General features: G+C 54.9%; 17 protein-coding genes. 10 read left to right on the forward strand and 7 right to left on the reverse strand.

What is annotated here, in order from left to right; translation table 11 throughout:
* The first annotated feature begins 1 nt into the window (after position 1).
* Entirely contained in the window at positions 2-391 is a 390-nt protein-coding gene (gene cheY, locus JKP81_RS03690; protein ID WP_007371559.1) for a chemotaxis response regulator CheY, read from the forward strand.
* A gap of 10 nt (positions 392-401) precedes the next feature.
* Positions 402-1,046: a protein phosphatase CheZ gene (gene cheZ, locus JKP81_RS03695; RefSeq protein WP_131409522.1), complete on the forward strand. Its 645-nt coding sequence runs from the start codon at positions 402-404 to the stop codon at positions 1,044-1,046.
* 79 nt (positions 1,047-1,125) lie between these two features.
* Here the strand turns inward: cheZ and JKP81_RS03700 are convergent, their stop codons facing one another.
* Positions 1,126-1,776: a CPBP family intramembrane glutamic endopeptidase gene (locus JKP81_RS03700; RefSeq protein ID WP_200550624.1), complete on the reverse strand. Its 651-nt coding sequence runs from the start codon at positions 1,774-1,776 to the stop codon at positions 1,126-1,128.
* Between the two features lie 288 nt (positions 1,777-2,064).
* On the opposite strand from JKP81_RS03700, the gene flhB reads away from it, so the two are divergent.
* The 5 genes from flhB (at position 2,065) to JKP81_RS03725 (ending at position 8,726) form a co-directional block, all read left to right on the forward strand.
* On the forward strand, positions 2,065-3,216 hold the full coding sequence (flhB, locus tag JKP81_RS03705) for a flagellar biosynthesis protein FlhB (protein WP_175274196.1): 1,152 nt from the start codon (positions 2,065-2,067) through the stop codon (positions 3,214-3,216).
* Positions 3,209-5,287: a flagellar biosynthesis protein FlhA gene (gene flhA, locus JKP81_RS03710; RefSeq protein WP_017458302.1), complete on the forward strand. Its 2,079-nt coding sequence runs from the start codon at positions 3,209-3,211 to the stop codon at positions 5,285-5,287. The genes flhB and flhA overlap by 8 nt, the downstream gene beginning before the upstream one ends.
* Positions 5,287-5,709, forward strand: coding sequence for a flagellar protein FlhE (locus JKP81_RS03715; protein ID WP_200550625.1), 423 nt, complete (start codon positions 5,287-5,289; stop codon positions 5,707-5,709). The genes flhA and JKP81_RS03715 overlap by 1 nt, the downstream gene beginning before the upstream one ends.
* Before the next feature lie 292 nt (positions 5,710-6,001).
* Positions 6,002-7,576 (forward strand): MFS transporter, encoded by a 1,575-nt coding sequence (locus JKP81_RS03720; RefSeq protein WP_017458300.1) that lies wholly within the window; start codon positions 6,002-6,004, stop codon positions 7,574-7,576.
* 10 nt (positions 7,577-7,586) lie between these two features.
* Positions 7,587-8,726 (forward strand): glycoside hydrolase family 105 protein, encoded by a 1,140-nt coding sequence (locus JKP81_RS03725; protein ID WP_200550626.1) that lies wholly within the window; start codon positions 7,587-7,589, stop codon positions 8,724-8,726.
* 60 nt (positions 8,727-8,786) lie between these two features.
* Here JKP81_RS03725 and argS read toward each other — a convergent pair whose 3' ends face one another.
* Positions 8,787-10,520 (reverse strand): arginine--tRNA ligase, encoded by a 1,734-nt coding sequence (gene argS / locus JKP81_RS03730; RefSeq protein ID WP_200550627.1) that lies wholly within the window; start codon positions 10,518-10,520, stop codon positions 8,787-8,789.
* Positions 10,521-10,666: 146 nt separating this feature from the next.
* On the opposite strand from argS, the gene JKP81_RS03735 reads away from it, so the two are divergent.
* Positions 10,667-11,227, forward strand: a complete 561-nt coding sequence (locus JKP81_RS03735; protein WP_200550628.1) for a VOC family protein — start codon at positions 10,667-10,669, stop codon at positions 11,225-11,227.
* A gap of 41 nt (positions 11,228-11,268) precedes the next feature.
* Positions 11,269-12,012, forward strand: a complete 744-nt coding sequence (gene cutC / locus JKP81_RS03740; protein ID WP_200550629.1) for a copper homeostasis protein CutC — start codon at positions 11,269-11,271, stop codon at positions 12,010-12,012.
* Positions 12,013-12,094: 82 nt separating this feature from the next.
* Here cutC and cmoB read toward each other — a convergent pair whose 3' ends face one another.
* From cmoB to JKP81_RS03765, 5 genes are read right to left on the reverse strand one after another with little or no spacing between them, the layout of a single operon-like run.
* On the reverse strand, positions 12,095-13,066 hold the full coding sequence (cmoB, locus tag JKP81_RS03745) for a tRNA 5-methoxyuridine(34)/uridine 5-oxyacetic acid(34) synthase CmoB (protein WP_200550630.1): 972 nt from the start codon (positions 13,064-13,066) through the stop codon (positions 12,095-12,097).
* Positions 13,063-13,803: a carboxy-S-adenosyl-L-methionine synthase CmoA gene (gene cmoA / locus JKP81_RS03750; RefSeq protein WP_200550631.1), complete on the reverse strand. Its 741-nt coding sequence runs from the start codon at positions 13,801-13,803 to the stop codon at positions 13,063-13,065. Before cmoA ends, cmoB begins: the two co-directional genes overlap by 4 nt.
* Positions 13,804-13,842: 39 nt before the next feature.
* Positions 13,843-14,238, reverse strand: a complete 396-nt coding sequence (locus tag JKP81_RS03755; protein ID WP_200550632.1) for an MAPEG family protein — start codon at positions 14,236-14,238, stop codon at positions 13,843-13,845.
* A gap of 52 nt (positions 14,239-14,290) precedes the next feature.
* The gene (locus JKP81_RS03760; protein WP_200550633.1) at positions 14,291-15,109 is read right to left on the reverse strand and encodes a DUF72 domain-containing protein; all 819 of its coding nucleotides are present in this window, start codon (positions 15,107-15,109) and stop codon (positions 14,291-14,293) included.
* Positions 15,106-15,672: a hydrolase gene (locus tag JKP81_RS03765; protein WP_200550634.1), complete on the reverse strand. Its 567-nt coding sequence runs from the start codon at positions 15,670-15,672 to the stop codon at positions 15,106-15,108. Before JKP81_RS03765 ends, JKP81_RS03760 begins: the two co-directional genes overlap by 4 nt.
* 266 nt (positions 15,673-15,938) lie before the next feature.
* Here JKP81_RS03765 and aspS point away from each other — a divergent pair, with 266 nt between their 5' ends.
* Entirely contained in the window at positions 15,939-17,717 is a 1,779-nt protein-coding gene (aspS, locus tag JKP81_RS03770) for an aspartate--tRNA ligase (protein WP_200550635.1), read from the forward strand.
* Position 17,718 lies beyond the last annotated feature (1 nt).

Here is a 17,718-nt window from a genome sequence, read left to right on the forward strand (position 1 = left end):
TATGGCGGATAAAGAGCTTAAGTTTTTGGTCGTGGATGACTTTTCCACCATGCGTCGAATTGTACGTAACCTGCTAAAAGAGCTGGGATTTAACAACGTTGAAGAAGCAGAAGACGGTGTTGATGCGTTAAACAAATTGCAGACGGGTGGCTTCGGTTTTGTTATTTCCGACTGGAACATGCCAAACATGGACGGTCTGGAACTGCTGAAAACGATTCGTGCCGACAGCAATATGGCTTCTATGCCAGTGCTGATGGTTACAGCAGAAGCGAAAAAAGAGAACATCATCGCGGCGGCGCAGGCCGGTGCGAGCGGTTATGTGGTGAAACCGTTTACCGCTGCAACCCTGGAAGAGAAACTCGGTAAGATCTTCGAGAAACTTGGCATGTGAGGACTGGCTAATGATTCAACCTTCAATTAAACCAGCGGACGAACATTCACCCAGCGACATCATTGCCCGGATTGGCAGCCTGACGCGTATGTTGCGTGATAGCCTGCGCGAATTAGGTCTTGACCAGGCGATTGCCGAAGCTGCGGAAGCGATTCCGGATGCGCGTGACCGTCTGGATTATGTAGTACAGATGACCGCGCAAGCGGCAGAACGCGCGCTTAACAGCGTTGAAGCCTCTCAGCCGCACCAGGATGAGATGGAAAAAGGTTCGAAAGCGCTGAGCAAACGTTGGGACGAGTGGTTTGAAAACCCGATCGAACTGGCGGATGCGCGTGAACTGGTGACCGATACGCGCAAATTCCTTGGCGAAATTCCGGGGCACACCAGCTTCACCAACGCCCAGCTGCTGGACATTATGATGGCGCAGGATTTCCAGGACCTCACCGGTCAGGTTATCAAACGCATGATGGATGTTATCCAGGAGATCGAACGTCAGCTGCTGATGGTGCTGCTGGAGAATATCCCGGATCAGTCCGCGCGTCCGAAGCGTGAAAACGAAAGCCTGCTCAATGGCCCACAACTCGACGCGACCAAAGCGGGCGTGGTGGCAAGCCAGGATCAGGTCGACGATCTGCTCGACAGCCTGGGCTTCTGATCTGTCTGTACATGCACCTTCAGCCCGCCTGAAGGTGCATATCTGACAATGAAAAGGGAAGGGGAAACCTTCCCTTTTTTTATTGCAGGAAAATATCCCCAATTGAGAAGGTGTTTGCCAGCGCATGCAGCACAATCGGGACAATCAAGCCGCCCGTGCCAAGCCTGACCACACACAACACCGCAGAAAAAATAAAGAGCTGAATAAAGGTAATGGGCGCGTGATACTGCATATGGATGACGGAGAACAGTAATGAGGTCAGCACAATCCCCACTTGCTGCGGCACTTTTCCCCACCCCAGGCTGGCATTGAGTAAAAAGCCACGAAAGATAATCTCTTCACTCACGGGTGCTACCAGGCACGCCGTTAAAATCCACGCCCAGCGGGTCAATCCGGTGTAATCGCGCAGCGAATCAAGCCAGGGTTCAGGCTGCTGAAACAGTTTTTCCATCACCAGTATCACCCCCAGCGCCAGCAGCGGCACCGTTACGTTGCGCAGCGCCAGTGTGCCAAAGGGTAACAGCCCGTCAAAATGGCGCACGTAATAGCGCCAGAGTAATAACGAGCAAGGCAATAACAGGGCAGTGCCGAGAAACGGCGCGGCAAGGCCATTTCGATAAAGCGTCATAAAACCGGGAATGAAAAAGGCTAAATAAAAGAGACTGTAATAGATAACAAACGCCGCGATGCAAATTGCCGTGTGCGAGATTCTGTCCAGATGTCGTGGCATAAAAAATAACGTCCGTGCCGATAAATACGCGAAGCCGACCATTATAAAGCAGGGCGCTGGCATTTCTGTTCTGCGGTTAATAATCAGGATCTATCGATAAAAAATGGCCTTTAGGCAGGATTTTCTCGATAACGTTGCCGTTTGGTCTGCGTTTCAGCATGCGGGGTTGGACATGACGCGACAACTCAAATGGCGAAAACCCTCTGTTTTTATGCCTTACTCTGCCCATTGGACAGGCTTGACTCTGGCAATATGTCATCAAACCTGTAACCCGTGGATGTGTTGGCCGTGGCCTCTGAAGACAACGACGACAAAACAGAAGCCCCCACAGCGCACCGACTAGAGAAAGCGCGCGAAGAAGGGCAAGTCCCCCGATCCAAAGAACTGACATCGCTACTGATCATGTTGGTCGGTATCGGCATTCTGTGGTTTGGCGGTGAAGCGTTTGGTCGCAGGTTATCGATGGCGCTCTCATCCGGACTGCGTTTTGACCACAAGATTATCAGTGACCAGAACCTGATCCTCGGGCAGATCATCGTGATGTTAAAAAACGTGCTGATCGGCATGTTGCCGCTGCTGACGGGCGTGGTGATCATCGCGCTTATCGCGCCGGTGATGCTGGGCGGACTGGTGTTCAGCACCAAATCGCTGGAGTTTAAATTTTCCAAACTCAACCCGCTCAGCGGGTTGGGGCGTTTGTTCTCCGCGCAAGTGGGTGCGGAGCTGGTGAAAGCGTTGATGAAAGCGCTGCTGATGGGCAGCGTCGCGGGCTTTTTTTTATGGCATCACTGGCCGGATATGATGCGCCTGATGAGCGAATCGCCGCTGACCGCAATGGCGAGCGCCCTTAATCTTGCCGGGCTGTGCGCCATGCTGGTGGCGCTAAGCATTATCCCGATGGTGGGTTTTGACGTTTTCTGGCAGATCTACAGCCATCTGAAAAAACTACGCATGTCCCGCCAGGACATCCGTGACGAATTTAAACAGAGCGAAGGCGACCCGCACATTAAAGGCCGCATCCGCCAGATGCAGCGAGCAGCGGCGCGCCGTCGCATGATGGCCGATGTGCCAAAAGCGGATGTCATTGTGACCAACCCGACGCACTACTCCGTCGCACTGCAATATGACGAGAATAAGATGAGTGCGCCGAAAGTGGTGGCAAAAGGCGCGGGAATGATTGCGCTGCGTATTCGTGAGCTGGGGACGGAGAACCGTGTGCCGATCCTCGAAGCGCCGCCGCTGGCGCGTGCGCTCTATCGCCATTCTGAAATTGGTCAGCAAATCCCGGGCCAGCTGTATGCGGCCGTTGCCGAAGTGCTGGCGTGGGTATGGCAGTTGAAACGCTGGCGTCTGTCCGGCGGGCAACGACCTGTTAAACCTGAGAATCTCCCGGTGCCTGAGGCGCTGGACTTTTTGAACGAGAAGGACACTGATGGCTAATCTGGTAGCAATGCTGCGTCTACCCAGCAATCTGAAATCGACCCAATGGCAGGTTCTCGCCGGGCCGGTGCTCATTTTGCTTATTTTGTCGATGATGGTGCTGCCGCTACCGGCGTTTGTCCTCGACCTGTTGTTTACCTTTAACATCGCACTTTCCATCATGGTGCTGTTGGTGGCGATGTTCACCCAGCGCACGCTGGAATTCGCCGCATTTCCGACCATCCTGCTGTTTACCACCTTGCTGCGTCTGGCGCTGAACGTCGCCTCCACGCGTATTATTCTGATGGAAGGGCATACGGGATCGGCGGCGGCAGGGCGAGTGGTTGAAGCCTTCGGTCACTTCCTCGTTGGCGGTAACTTCGCCATCGGTATCGTGGTGTTCGTCATCCTCGTTATCATCAACTTTATGGTTATCACCAAAGGTGCGGGACGTATCGCCGAAGTGGGCGCGCGTTTCGTACTCGATGGGATGCCCGGTAAACAGATGGCCATTGACGCCGATCTCAACGCCGGGATCATCGGTGAAGACGAAGCGAAACGCCGCCGTTCTGAAGTAACGCAAGAAGCTGACTTCTACGGTTCGATGGACGGTGCGAGTAAGTTTGTTCGCGGCGACGCCATCGCCGGTATTCTGATCATGGTTATCAACGTCATCGGCGGCTTGCTGGTGGGCGTACTGCAACATGGCCTGTCGATGGGTGATGCGGCATCAAGTTACACCCTGCTGACCATCGGTGACGGTCTGGTTGCGCAGATCCCGGCGCTGGTTATCTCTACCGCGGCGGGTGTTATCGTCACCCGCGTCAGCACCGATCAGGATGTTGGTCAGCAGATGGTTGGCCAGTTGTTCAGCAACCCGCGCGTGATGATGCTCAGCGCCGGCGTACTCGGCCTGCTGGGGCTGGTGCCCGGGATGCCGAACTTTGTGTTCCTGCTGTTTACCGCCGCGCTGCTGGGTCTTGCCTGGTGGCTGCGTGGTAAAGACCAGGCCGCACCTGCTGAAGCTGCGCCGATGAAGCTGCCGGAAAATACCCAGGCGGTAGAAGCCACCTGGAACGATGTTCAGCTTGAAGATTCCCTCGGTATGGAAGTGGGTTATCGCCTGATCCCGATGGTGGACTTCCAGCAGGATGGCGAGCTGTTAGGCCGAATCCGCAGCATTCGTAAGAAATTCGCGCAGGATATGGGCTTCCTGCCGCCTGTTGTCCACATTCGCGACAATATGGATCTGCCGCCGGCGCGTTACCGCATCCTGATGAAAGGGGTGGAAATTGGCAGCGGCGAGGCTTACCCAGGGCGCTGGCTAGCGATTAACCCAGGCACGGCGGCGGGTACGCTGCCGGGCGAGCAAACCGTGGATCCGGCCTTTGGCCTGGCCGCTATCTGGATTGAGAGCGCATTGAAAGAACAAGCGCAGATCCAGGGCTACACCGTTGTGGAAGCCAGTACCGTGGTGGCAACCCATCTTAACCACCTGATTGGTCAATTCTCGGCGGAGCTGTTTGGTCGCCAGGAAGCGCAGCAACTGCTTGACCGGGTAAGCCAGGAGATGCCGAAGCTGACCGAAGATCTGGTGCCGGGCGTGGTCACGCTGACTACGCTGCACAAAGTGCTGCAAAACCTGTTGGCCGAAAAAGTGCCCATCCGCGATATGCGCACTATTCTGGAAACGCTGGCCGAGCATGCGCCGCTGCAAACCGATCCGCACGAACTCACGGCGGTGGTGCGTGTCGCGTTGGGCCGCGCCATTACACAGCAGTGGTTCCCGGGGAATGATGAAGTGCAGGTGATTGGTCTTGACACGCCGCTTGAGCGTTTGCTGCTGCAAGCGTTGCAGGGCGGTGGCGGTCTGGAACCGGGTCTTGCCGATCGCTTACTGGAACAAACGCAGGAAGCGTTGACGCGCCAGGAGATGTTAGGTGCGCCGCCGGTGTTGCTGGTTAATCACGCGCTGCGTCCGCTGCTGGCGCGCTTCCTGCGCCGCAGTCTGCCGCAACTGGTGGTGCTGTCGAATATGGAAATGTCGGATAACCGCAGCATCCGTATGACTGCGACCATCGGAGGCAAATAATGCGTTTGCTGGCGTGGTTGGTGGCTCTGCCGTTGTTTGCTCACGCGGCCGGAAACGGCATTGGCGAAGGCATGTGGCAGGCCAGCAGTATCGGTATCCGGCTGGATAACCGTGGCGTGGTCTCTTCATCGCGACCGCTTGGTCCGTCGCAGCCGGTAAACGGGCTGATGACGGATGTCTCCTGGCGCTATGAATTAAATGGCCCGACGCCTGCCGGATTAGTTGTTCGTCTCTGTTCTCAGGCGCGCTGTGTTGAACTGGATGGGCAAAGTGGCACCACGCGCGGCTTTACCGATGTTCCGGCGCTCGAATCGCTGCGTTTTGTCTGGGAAGTGCCCGGCGGTGGACGTTTATGGCCGCCGCTGGAGGTCCGTAGTAACAAAGTGCTGGTTAATTACCGCCAGCCAGCCCGGCAAAACTAACCGCTTCGCTTCAATTAGTTAGCTCGTTTTTCGCCCGAAAATGCCGCCGTAATGGCGGGATTTTGCTATCCGCCCCGCATTTTTGACCCCTCCTTTTGATGCAAAAGAAACGCTGTTTTATAAATCAGTGAAGCGCGTATCGACACTCTTTGCATTTTTGCCAGCCGCGGAATTTTGATGGCAGAAACAGAAAGGTTTCCCGTTGCACATCCTCTTACTTTAGCCGTGTAAGAAATTCCTTTGGCTAAGCCGGATCGTCAAAGGTCCCCCAAAATGAACAGGGTTGACGGCAATGAAAACACGAAAAATTGGATTGGCTAATTATCTCGCCTATGGTTCGGGCGATTTTCTGGGTGCGGGCACAACCGCGTTAACCGCAGCATGGTTACTCTATTTCTATACGACCTTTTGCGGCCTGACGCCTATTGAAGCGACTTTTATCTTCGCGACAGCAAGGGTGCTGGATGCGGTGGTCAGTCCGCTGATGGGCTTTTTAACCGATAACTTTGGTTCGACCTGGCTTGGTAAACGCTTCGGTCGGCGTAAGTTCTTTATTATGCTGGGAATTCCTTGTGTGTTCAGCTACTCGATAATGTGGGTAGGGGACATGAGTTTCTGGTATTACCTGCTGACGTATCTGCTGTTTGATGTGGTCTACACCATGATTCTGGTGCCGTACGAAACGCTGGTACCGGAAATGACTGACGACTTTAAACAGAAAACCAAATTTTCCGGCGCGCGTATCTCCATGGCGCAGATGTCGGCGATTCTGGCCTCGTTCCTGCCGGGCGTTCTGCTGTCACACTTTGGTAAAGACAACCCGGTCTCCTTTTTCTACGCAAGCCTGGTGTTCTCGGTGCTCTGTGCGCTGATGCTGACATTTGTCTGGTGCTTTACCTGGGAGCGTCCGCGCGAAGAGTGGACCGAAGCGGCGCTGCGTGCGGAAGAAGAGAAAAAGAGCCTCACGCTTGGGCAAAGTTTGCGTCGCCTGTTTGTCGAACTCAGCTCCACGCTGCGGATCAAGATTTTCCGCCAGCATCTGGGGATGTACCTCGGCGGCTATATTGCGCAGGACGTGTTTAACGCGGTGTTCACCTATTACGTGGTGTTTGTGCTGATGCAGGAAGCGTCACTGGCCTCCAACTTGCTGGGCACGATGGCGATTTTCCAGTTCATCGCCGTTATCGCCATGATCCCGCTGTGCATCCGTTTCGGACCGGCGCCGTCATACCGCATGGTGGTGGTGCTGTTCGGTCTGAGCGCCGCCTCGTATGCCGTGCTCTACTACGCCGGCTTGAGCGATGTTTATTCGCTGCTGTTGCTGGTTTCCGCCGTTGCCGGTCTGGGACGCGGTGGTATCAACTACGTACCGTGGAACACTTATACCTACATTGCGGATATTGACGAAGTGGTCACCGGCCAGCGCCGCGAAGGGATCTTCGCCGGGATCATGACGCTGACTCGTAAAGCTTCGCAGGCCGGTGCGGTGATGCTGGTAGGGATTGTGATGCAGGCTTCTGGTTTTGTCTCCGGGCAGAAAACCCAGGTGCCAGAAGTGAGCCACACCATTTTGATGATCATGTGCTTTGGCACCATTGCGGTGCTGTGCTGTGGCTTCCTCGTCTCCTTACGCTTCAAGCTGAACCTGAAAACCCACAGCGTGCTGCGTGAAGAAACGGCAAAAATGCGCCAGAGCGGCCGCGCGATGCCAGAAAGCATCACTCCGCAGGCGCGTGAAACCGTCGAAATGCTGGCGGGCATGCCGTATGAATCCCTGTGGGGAAACAACAATATCGGCTATCTGAATCGCAATAAACCTGCCGCGCCATCGCTGAAAGACGCGTCACTGAAATCGACTTACAACTGAGGTTAAGAATATGAAGGTTTGGCCTGTCAAACACAGCCCGTTATTGCGTCAGCCAGAGCGTTTTATCGCCCGTGATGAACTGAAAGCGTTGATCCGCAAGGTGACGCATAACCTGGTCAATATTCACGACAACACCGGCGAGTTCTTACTCCGTCTCGACGATGGGCGCGTGATTGATACCAAAGGCTGGGCTGGCTGGGAGTGGACGCACGGCGTAGGTCTGTACGGAATGTACCAGTATTACCGCCAGACCGGGGAAGAGGGCGTGCGCGAGGTGATTGATAACTGGTTCGCCGACCGTTTTGCAGAAGGTGCGACCACCAAAAACGTCAACACCATGGCACCGTTCCTGACGCTGGCGTATCGCTATGAAGAGACCGGCAATCCGTGCTATTTGCCATGGCTGGAAAGCTGGGCTGAATGGGCGATGAACGAGATGCCGCGCACCGACTGCGGCGGGATGCAGCACATTACGCTGGCGGAGGAGAATCACCAGCAGATGTGGGACGACACGTTGATGATGACCGTGCTGCCGCTGGTGAAAATCGGCAAATTGCTCAACCGACCAGACTATGTGGAAGAGGCGGTGTATCAGTTCCTGCTGCATGTGCAGAACCTGATGGACAGGGAAACCGGGCTGTGGTTCCACGGCTGGAATTACGATGGTCACCATAACTTTGCCAACGCCCGCTGGGCGCGCGGGAATAGCTGGCTGACCATTGTTATCCCGGATTTCCTTGAGCTTGTCGATCTGCCTGAAAACAATGCGGTGCGCCGTTATCTGGTCCAGGTGTTGAATGCGCAAATCGCCGCGCTGGCGAAGTGTCAGCATGAAAGCGGGTTATGGCATACGCTGCTCGACGATGCAGATTCTTATCTGGAAGCGTCGGCAACCGCCGGGTTTGCTTATGGCATTCTGAAAGCGCTGCGTAAGCGTTATATCAGCGCCGATTACACGGATGTGGCGGAAAAAGCGGTGAAAGCGATTGTGGGAAATATTTCGCCGGAAGGGGAGTTATTGCAGGTGTCGTTTGGTACCGGTATGGGCAGTAATCTGGAATTTTACCGCCAGATCCCGCTGACCTCCATGCCCTACGGCCAGGCGATGGCGATGCTCTGTTTGACGGAGTATCTGCGCAAATATTTCTGAGAGGCGCAAAAAGAAAAACCCCGGTTAACCGGGGTTTTTTATGGCTAAAAACGGAGGCGATTACATACGCTCAACGGTTTCAATACCCAGCGTATCCAGACCGAGTTTCAGTGTTTTTGCCGTCAACAGGGCCAGCTTCAGTCGGCTTAAGCGGGTTTCATCGCTTTCGGCGCTAAGGATCGGACAGTGCTCGTAGAAGCCGGAGAACAGACCCGCCAGATCGTACAGATAGGCGCACATCACATGCGGCGTACCTTCACGGGCAACGACGGACAGGGTTTCTTCGAACTGCAACAGACGCGCGGCCAGCTGGGATTCACGCTCTTCGCCAATCACCACAGGTGCGTTTTCCAGCACGCTCTCTTCAATACCCGCTTTGCGGAATACGGAGAGCACGCGGGTGTAAGCGTACTGCATGTACGGGGCGGTGTTGCCTTCAAAGGCCAGCATGTTGTCCCAGTCAAAAACGTAATCGGTGGTGCGGTTTTTCGACAGATCTGCATATTTCACCGCGCCGATACCGACCGCGTTGGCCAGTTTTTCCAGCTCGTCGGCAGACATATCCGGGTTCTTTTCTGCCACCAGACGACGCGCGCGCTCCAGCGCTTCATCCAGCAGATCGGAAAGCTTCACTGTTCCGCCCGCGCGGGTTTTGAACGGCTTGCCGTCTTTGCCAAGCATCATGCCGAACATGTGGTGCTCCAGCGGCACGGAATCCGGCACATAACCGGCTTTGCGCACGATGGTCCAGGCCTGCATCAGGTGCTGATGCTGACGGGAGTCGATGTAGTAGAGCACGCGATCGGCATGCAGCGTTTCATAACGGTATTTCGCACAGGCGATGTCCGTTGTGGTGTACAGGTAGCCACCATCCTTTTTCTGGATGATGACGCCCATCGGTTCGCCTTCTTTGTTTTTGTACTCATCCAGGAACACCACGGTCGCGCCTTCGCTCTCGACCGCCAGACCTTTGGCTTTCAGATCGGCAACGATGCCCGGTAACATCGGGTTATACAGGCTTTCGCCCATCACATCTTTGCGGGTCAGCGTCACGTTCAGGCGTTCGTAGGTTTTCTGGTTCTGACTCATGGTGATATCGACCAGCTTGCGCCACATTTCACGGCAATATTCGTCGCCGCCTTGCAGTTTCACCACGTAAGCGCGTGCGCGTTCAGCAAACGCCGCGTCTTCGTCATAATGTTTTTTGGCTTCGCGGTAAAAACCTTCAAGATCGGCCAGCGCCATTTCACCGGCATTCTCTTGCTGCTGCAGCTCAAGGTAGGCAATCAACATACCGAACTGGGTGCCCCAGTCGCCGACGTGGTTGGCGCGAATCACGTTATGACCGAGGAACTCCAGCGTACGAACCGACGCATCGCCAATGATGGTTGAGCGCAGGTGGCCGACGTGCATCTCTTTTGCCACGTTCGGCGCGGAGTAGTCGATAACCACGGTTTGCGGCTGCGGTGTTGTTACGCCCAGACGATCAGATTTCAGCGCCGCATCTACCTGCGAGGCGAGAAATTCAGGCGCGAGGAAAATATTGATAAAGCCAGGACCGGCGATTTCAACTTTATTGGCAATCCCGTCAAGAGAAAGGTGAGACAGAACCTGCTCGGCCAGTTGTCGCGGCGCCATGCCCAGTTTTTTCGCCACTGCCATCACGCCGTTAGCCTGATAGTCGCCAAACTGAATTTTTGCTGACTGACGAACCTGCGCTTCACAATCGGCTGGCGCGCCTGCTGCAATCATGGCCTGACTGACTTTTTCTGAGAGAAGAGCCTGAATATTCACCGGGATACCTTACTTTTAGGACACCGCGTCGCTGAGGCGGCGTCCGGGTGTTTAATAAAGGCGGGAGTATACTGCAAATGCCCGGTGGCGTCAGCACTGCATAACACGGTAGATTATGCGCTTTGTTATGACTTGCGAGCACTGTTATGCGTACCTGGCAAACCGTCGAAGAGTTGCAGGATATCGTGGAAGATTTGCCACGGTTTACCCAAGATTTGCAAAATTTAACTACCCGTTTGGGGCTGGATATCGCACCCTTAAATGCGGATCACATCTCGTTGCGCTGTCACCAGAACACCACGGCGGAGCGCTGGCGGCGTGGCTTTGAGCAATGCGGCGAACTGCTGTCGGAAAACATCATTAATGGTCGGCCGATTTGCCTGTTCAAACTGCATGAACCGGTGTGCGTCGCCCACTGGAAGTTTACGGTGATTGAGTTGCCGTGGCCGGGTGAAAAGCGCTACCCGCATGAAGGGTGGGAGCATGTTGAAATCGTGCTGCCGGGCGATATCGCCACGCTCAACGCGCGTGCGCTAGCGCTGCTGGCAGATGAAGGTTTAAGCCAGCCGGGGATTTCGGTGAAAACCAGTTCACCAAAAGGCGAGCGTGAACGGCTGCCCAATCCAACGCTGGCGGTGACGGATGGCAAAGTCACCGTGAAGTTTCATCCGTGGACCATTGAAGAGATTGTCGCGAGCGAGCAGTGAAGCAAGCGGAAAGCGAGCCATGGTGAAGAGAGGGAGATGAAATGACCTTACTGGAAATCTGTTGTTATGGCGTCGATGACGCGGTGATCGCTGAGCAATATGGCGCCGATCGCATTGAATTTTGCGCCGCGCCGAAAGAGGGCGGTTTAACCCCTTCCTTTGGCGCGTTAAAAGCGATTCGTCAGGCGGTGACCATTCCCGTACACCCGATCGTGCGCCCGCGCGGTGGGGATTTTTGCTACCGGACCGATGAGTTCGCCACCATGTTGAGCGATATTGAGATGCTCCGTGAGTTGGGTTTCCCCGGGCTGGTCACCGGTGTGCTGACGGAAGAGGGGGATGTGGATATTGTGCGTATGCAGGACATTATGCAGGCTGCGCAAGGGATGGCGGTAACTTTTCATCGCGCGTTCGATATGTGCGCCAACCCACTTCAGGTGGTTGATAATTTAGCGGAATTAGGCATCGCACGTATTCTCACATCCGGTCAGCAGCCGTCGGCAGCAAAAGGACTTTCATTAATCACGGAACTAAATGCCCGGTCTGGTGTTCCAATCATTATGGCCGGCGCAGGCGTGCGTCCGGATAACCTTGAAACCTTTCTCCATGCGGGTATCAAAGAGGTGCATAGCTCGGCAGGCCGCTGGACAGCCTCGCCGATGCGCTATCGCAATCCAGGATTATCGATGTCGTCAGATGCCAGTGCGGATGAATATGCCCGCTACGGTGTGGATGGCGATGCGGTGGCGGTGATGAAAGAGATGATTTTGCACCATCGCCCATAACAGTTTTTACCGCGCATCATGTCGCCCAATATGATGCTTGCTTGTACCAGGCCCCTGCCATTAACAGGGGCCTTTTTTTATCTTACGGTTTGCGGGCAATCAACACCGCGCGAACCGGAGCCGGGTAACCTTCAACGGTTTTACTGTTATCTGCCGGGTTCAGAAAATCGGCCAGTGACTCTGTGACCATCCATGATGTGCGACGTTGCTCTTCGGTGCTGGTAACGCTGGTATCTGCAATGCGTACATCGACAAAACCGCATTTCTCCAGCCAGTTTTTCAGCGCCAGCGCAGAAGGGATAAAATAGACGTTACGCATTTGCGCGTAACGGTCACCTGGCACCAGCACGGTATTTTCATCGCCTTCCACCACCAGCGTTTCCAGTACCAGCTCGCCGTCTTTCACTAACTGATCTTTCAACTGCCACAGATGTTCAAGCGGTGAACGGCGGTGGTAGAGCACGCCCATGGAAAACACGGTATCGAAGGCGTTTAGCGCCGGAAGTTGCTCAATGCCAAGCGGCAAGAGATGTGCGCGACGATCGTCGCCCAACAGCTTACGCACGGCTTCAAACTGGCATAAGAACAACTGCGTTGGATCGATACCAACGGCAAGCTGCGCACCCGCGCCGACCATGCGCCACAGGTGGTAACCGCTGCCGCAGCCGACATCCAGAATGGTGCGGCCTTTCAGATCGGAAAGGTGCGGCAGGACGCGCTCCCATTTCCAGTCGGAACGCCACTCGGTATCGATATCAATGCCATACAGAGAAAACGGCCCTTTGCGCCACGGCATCAGATTACGCAGCAGCGTTTCCATACCTTTGAGTTGACCGGCGCTGAGCGGTTCGGCGCTTTGCGCGCTGACGCTGTGCAGCAGATCCAGATTTGCAGGCGTGATGGTCGGCAGAAACTCCACCGCGTTGTTCCACTGCTTAAACTGCCCGTGCAATGCTTCACGTTGCCAGGCGGCGATCTGGGCGGGTAACGTTTCCAGCCAGTGCGCGAGCGTACCGGTGGCGATTTGCTGATAAAAACGGCCAAACTCAATCATGCTTCAACCGCCTTCAGAGCCACCAGCGAACCAAAATTAAAGCACTGGAACCACAGTTCGCTGTGTTCAAATCCGGCTGTGCGCAGGCGGGTTTTATGTGCTTCAACAGAATCCGTCAACATCACGTTTTCCAGCATGCTGCGTTTCTGGCTGATCTCCAGTTCGCTGTAGCCATTAGCACGTTTAAAGTCGTGGTGCATATTGAACAGCAGTTCACCGACGGTATGGTCTTCAAAACTGAATTTTTCCGATAACACTAACGCGCCGCCAGGGTTCAGCCCCTGGTAAACTTTCTGCAGCAGTTTCAGGCGGTCGTCCGGCTCAAGAAATTGCAAGGTGAAGTTGAGCACCACCATCGAGGCGTTTTCAATGTGAATATCACGAATATCGCCTTCAATCACTTCAACGGGCGTTGGCGCTTTATAGGCATCGATATGACGACGGCAGCGTTCCACCATGGCAGGAGAGTTGTCGACGGCGATAATTTTGCAATCAGCGTGGTGAATGTTGCGACGCACCGAGAGCGTTGCCGCGCCCAGTGAGCAGCCGAGATCGTAGACCTGTGTGGCAGGCTGAACAAAGCGCTCCGCCAGCATGCCGATCATCGAGATAATATTGGAGTAACCCGGTACGGAACGCTGGATCATGTCCGGGAAGACTTCGGCTACCCGTTCGTCAAAAGTCCAGTCGCCCAGGCTAGCGATAGGCGCAGAAAAAAGCGTGTCGCGGTGAGACATAGTGTAAATATCCGGGAAAACAAAGGGGCGTATTGTGCGCTAATGCAGGGAGAAAACCAACTCCCAGGGCATGTACCACAGATTTGCCAGCACCATCAGCAGCAATGAGCAAAAGGTTGCGCCCATGCCGGAACGACGCCAGCGGATCAGGCGGTGGTGAAAGCCGTAATAATGCATCAGACGACCGACGATCAGCAGCAGCCCACAAACATGCACCAACCACGTTTGTGCACCGTCCATCTCCATAAAAAGCAGCAGAATCAGGGCGACGGGAATGTACTCGACTGCATTGCCGTGAATGCGTATCGCACTTTGCAGCTCGCTAAACCCGCCGTCGCCGTAGCTAACACGGTATTGCGTGCGCAGGCGAATAACGTCAAATGAAAATTTTATGAGTAACAATGCACCCAGCACGGCGTAAAGCGCGCTAACCATACTAACTCCCTTTAAGGCTCTGGTGACCGCTTTACAATGATAGGTGGTTCGTTCAGAAAAGAGAAGATTGCAGCGGAAGAGAAGGGGCATCGCCTACGCTCGGGACAGCGGCCTGTAAACCCTGCCACAGAGTTTCCACCAGTTCTGGTGCCTGGGCGATATCCGGCGTATGCAAAAACAAATAGGGGGTGGTGGTCTGTTCCCATAACGGGAGTTTTTGCAGCCATACGGCAAACAGCTGGCGATTTTGTTCCATATTGTCGCTACCAATAAAACGCACCATCGGATGGCTGGCGGTAATCAGCGCATGCACCGGTACTTTCGGTTTTTTGCGCTGCGCTTCGATGATCGCTTCACTGTGCGGAATGGCGCTATGCACCGGTCGGCTATCAAGGATTACCCGGTTCACGCCGCGCGCATGTAAGCCCTGATTGAGCGCTTTTTCCTCTTCGCCTTTAGCGAAAAACGTTGGGTGGCGCACTTCAACGCCATAGGTGAAACCTGCAGGCAGCGCGTCCAGAAATGCCCACAAAGCGGGGAGATCGCGCGGGCTAAAGGTCGCCGGAAGCTGTAACCAGTACTGGCCTATCCGGTTGGCGAGCGGCGACATTCGTTCAAAAAACTCGTCTGTCAGATCGCGGCAGTTACGCAGCGCCGCCTGGTGCGAAATGGTGGCGGGAAATTTAAAGCAGAAGCGAAAATCATCGGTGGTTTGTTCGCGCCAGCGCGCCACGATCTCGGCTTTTGGCAGCGCGTAAAGCGTGGTGTTGCCTTCGACGCAATTAAAGTGACGGGCATACTCTTCGAGGCTGGTAATGCCAAGGCGCACCCACTTGGGGTGCGACCATTGTGGCAGGCCGACATACATCATAACGCGCTGAGGATCTCATCCGTGCTGCGAACACGGCTAATGCGCGGGAAGATATATTTCAGGCTACCCTGATGTTGCTCGTTACTGCCAGCGCTGCAAGCGTCTTCAGCAATCACCAGCGAAAAACCTAATTCCCAGGCGTTGCGCGCGGTGGATTCCACGCCGATATTGGTGGAAATGCCGCACAGCACAATGGTGTCGATGCCGCGGCGGCGCAGTTGCAATTCAAGATCGGTACCGTAGAACGCGCCCCACTGGCGTTTGGTCACTTCAATATCGCTCTCTTTTTTACCCAATGCCTGCGGGTAAACCCACCAGTTTTCTGGCAGGGCATGACCGCCTGTTGCAGCGTCAACCGGCTGTTTCAGCGCTTCGGCGAAATCCGCTGACCAGCCAACTCGCACGAATACAACCGGCGAACCGTTGGCACGAAATTTCTCCGCGAGCTTTGCGGCGCGTTGAACCACGTCCTGCGCTGTGTGCGGGCCACCGGCGAAAGGCAAAATACCTTCCTGTAAATCGATCACCACCAGTGCGGTTTTCTCAGCATTGAGTTCCAGCATAATAACTCCTGAAAAATGAATGACGTCGGCGGATACCTTACGCGTTATGTAGGGGCGGACGGTTTACAAATTTTGTTAAATTTTGTGAGAATGCGCAATAAGCGCGCAGCAAACGCGCGTACAGTCGGTCGCGGGCTTATCGTCAGTCAGAATTTCCAGTATAATAGCCCCCTTTTTTCATCCAGTTGTGACATACGAAAATAGCTGCCACCAGAGTGCCTGCCCCGCAGGCGGCGGGTCGCGCGCAGCTAATTAAGGGATATCTCATGCGTACAGTATATTGCGGGCAGCTCAATCAGTCCCATGTGGGACAGCAAGTAACGCTTTGTGGGTGGGTCAATCGTCGTCGTGACCTCGGTAGCCTTATCTTTATTGATATGCGCGATCGTGAAGGCATCGTGCAGGTGTTTTTCGACCCGGACCGTCAGGATGCGTTCCAGCTCGCCTCTGAACTGCGTAATGAGTTCTGCATTCAGATTACCGGTACCGTGCGTGCGCGCGACGGCAAAAACGTCAACAAAGATATGGCAACCGGTGAAGTGGAAGTGTTCGCCACTGAGCTGAACATTATCAACCGTTCCGACGTGCTGCCGCTGGACTCCAACCACGTCAATACCGAAGAAGCGCGTCTGAAATACCGCTATCTCGATCTGCGCCGCCCGGAAATGGCTCAGCGCCTGAAAACCCGCGCGAAGATCACAAGCTTCGTGCGTCGCTTTATGGATGACCACGGTTTCCTCGATATTGAAACCCCGATGCTGACCAAAGCAACGCCGGAAGGCGCGCGTGACTACCTCGTGCCTTCGCGCGTGCACAAAGGCAAATTCTACGCGCTGCCGCAATCCCCGCAGCTGTTCAAACAGCTACTGATGATGTCCGGCTTCGACCGTTACTATCAGATCGTCAAATGTTTCCGCGATGAAGACCTGCGTGCTGACCGTCAGCCGGAATTCACCCAGATCGATGTGGAAACGTCCTTTATGACCGCGCCGCAGGTGCGAGAAGTAATGGAAGCGCTGGTACGCGAACTGTGGCAGGAAATTCGTGGTGTGGATCTGGGCGACTTCCCGATTATGACCTTCGCCGAAGCCGAGCGCCGTTACGGTTCTGATAAACCTGATTTGCGTAACCCGATGGAGTTGGTTGACGTTGCCGACTTGCTGAAAGCGGTCGAGTTTAAAGTCTTCTCCGGCCCGGCAAACGACCCGAAAGGCCGCGTTGCTGCGCTGCGTGTGCCAGGTGGCGCACAACTTAGCCGTAAACAGATTGACGACTACGGCAAGTTTATCGAAATCTATGGGGCGAAAGGCCTTGCTTACATTAAGGTTAACGAAGCGGCAAAAGGACTGGAGGGGATCACCAGCCCGGTCGCGAAATTCCTGAACGCTGAAATCGTTAGCGCGATCCTTGAGCGCACCGGCGCGCAGGATGGCGACATGATTTTCTTCGGCGCGGACCATAAAAAAGTGGTTGCCGATGCGCTGGGCGCGCTGCGTCTGAAACTGGGTAAAGACCTGAATCTGACCGACGAAGCCAAATGGGCACCGCTGTGGGTGATCGACTTCCCGATGTTTGAAGATGACGGCGAAGGCGGTCTGACCGCGATGCACCACCCGTTCACCTCGCCGAAAGATATGACGGCGGCTGAGCTGAAAGCGGCACCAGAAGATGCTGTTGCTAACGCTTACGATATGGTTATCAACGGTTATGAAGTGGGCGGCGGTTCGGTGCGTATCCATAACGGCGAAATGCAGCAGACTGTATTCGGCATTCTGGGCATCAATGAGCAGGAACAGCGCGAGAAGTTCGGCTTCCTGCTGGATGCGCTGAAATACGGTACACCGCCACATGCGGGCCTGGCATTTGGCCTGGATCGTCTGACCATGCTGCTGACCGGCACCGATAACATCCGTGATGTGATTGCGTTCCCGAAAACCACGGCGGCGGCCTGTCTGCTGACGGAAGCGCCAAGTTTCGCTAACCCGGCGTCGCTGGCTGAGCTGGGTATTTCCGTCGTCAAAAAAGAGACGCCGGAGAATAAATAAG

This window comes from Kosakonia sp. LAM2021 (genome assembly GCF_016620385.1).
GTDB classification, from domain to species: Bacteria; Pseudomonadota; Gammaproteobacteria; order Enterobacterales; family Enterobacteriaceae; genus Kosakonia; species Kosakonia sacchari.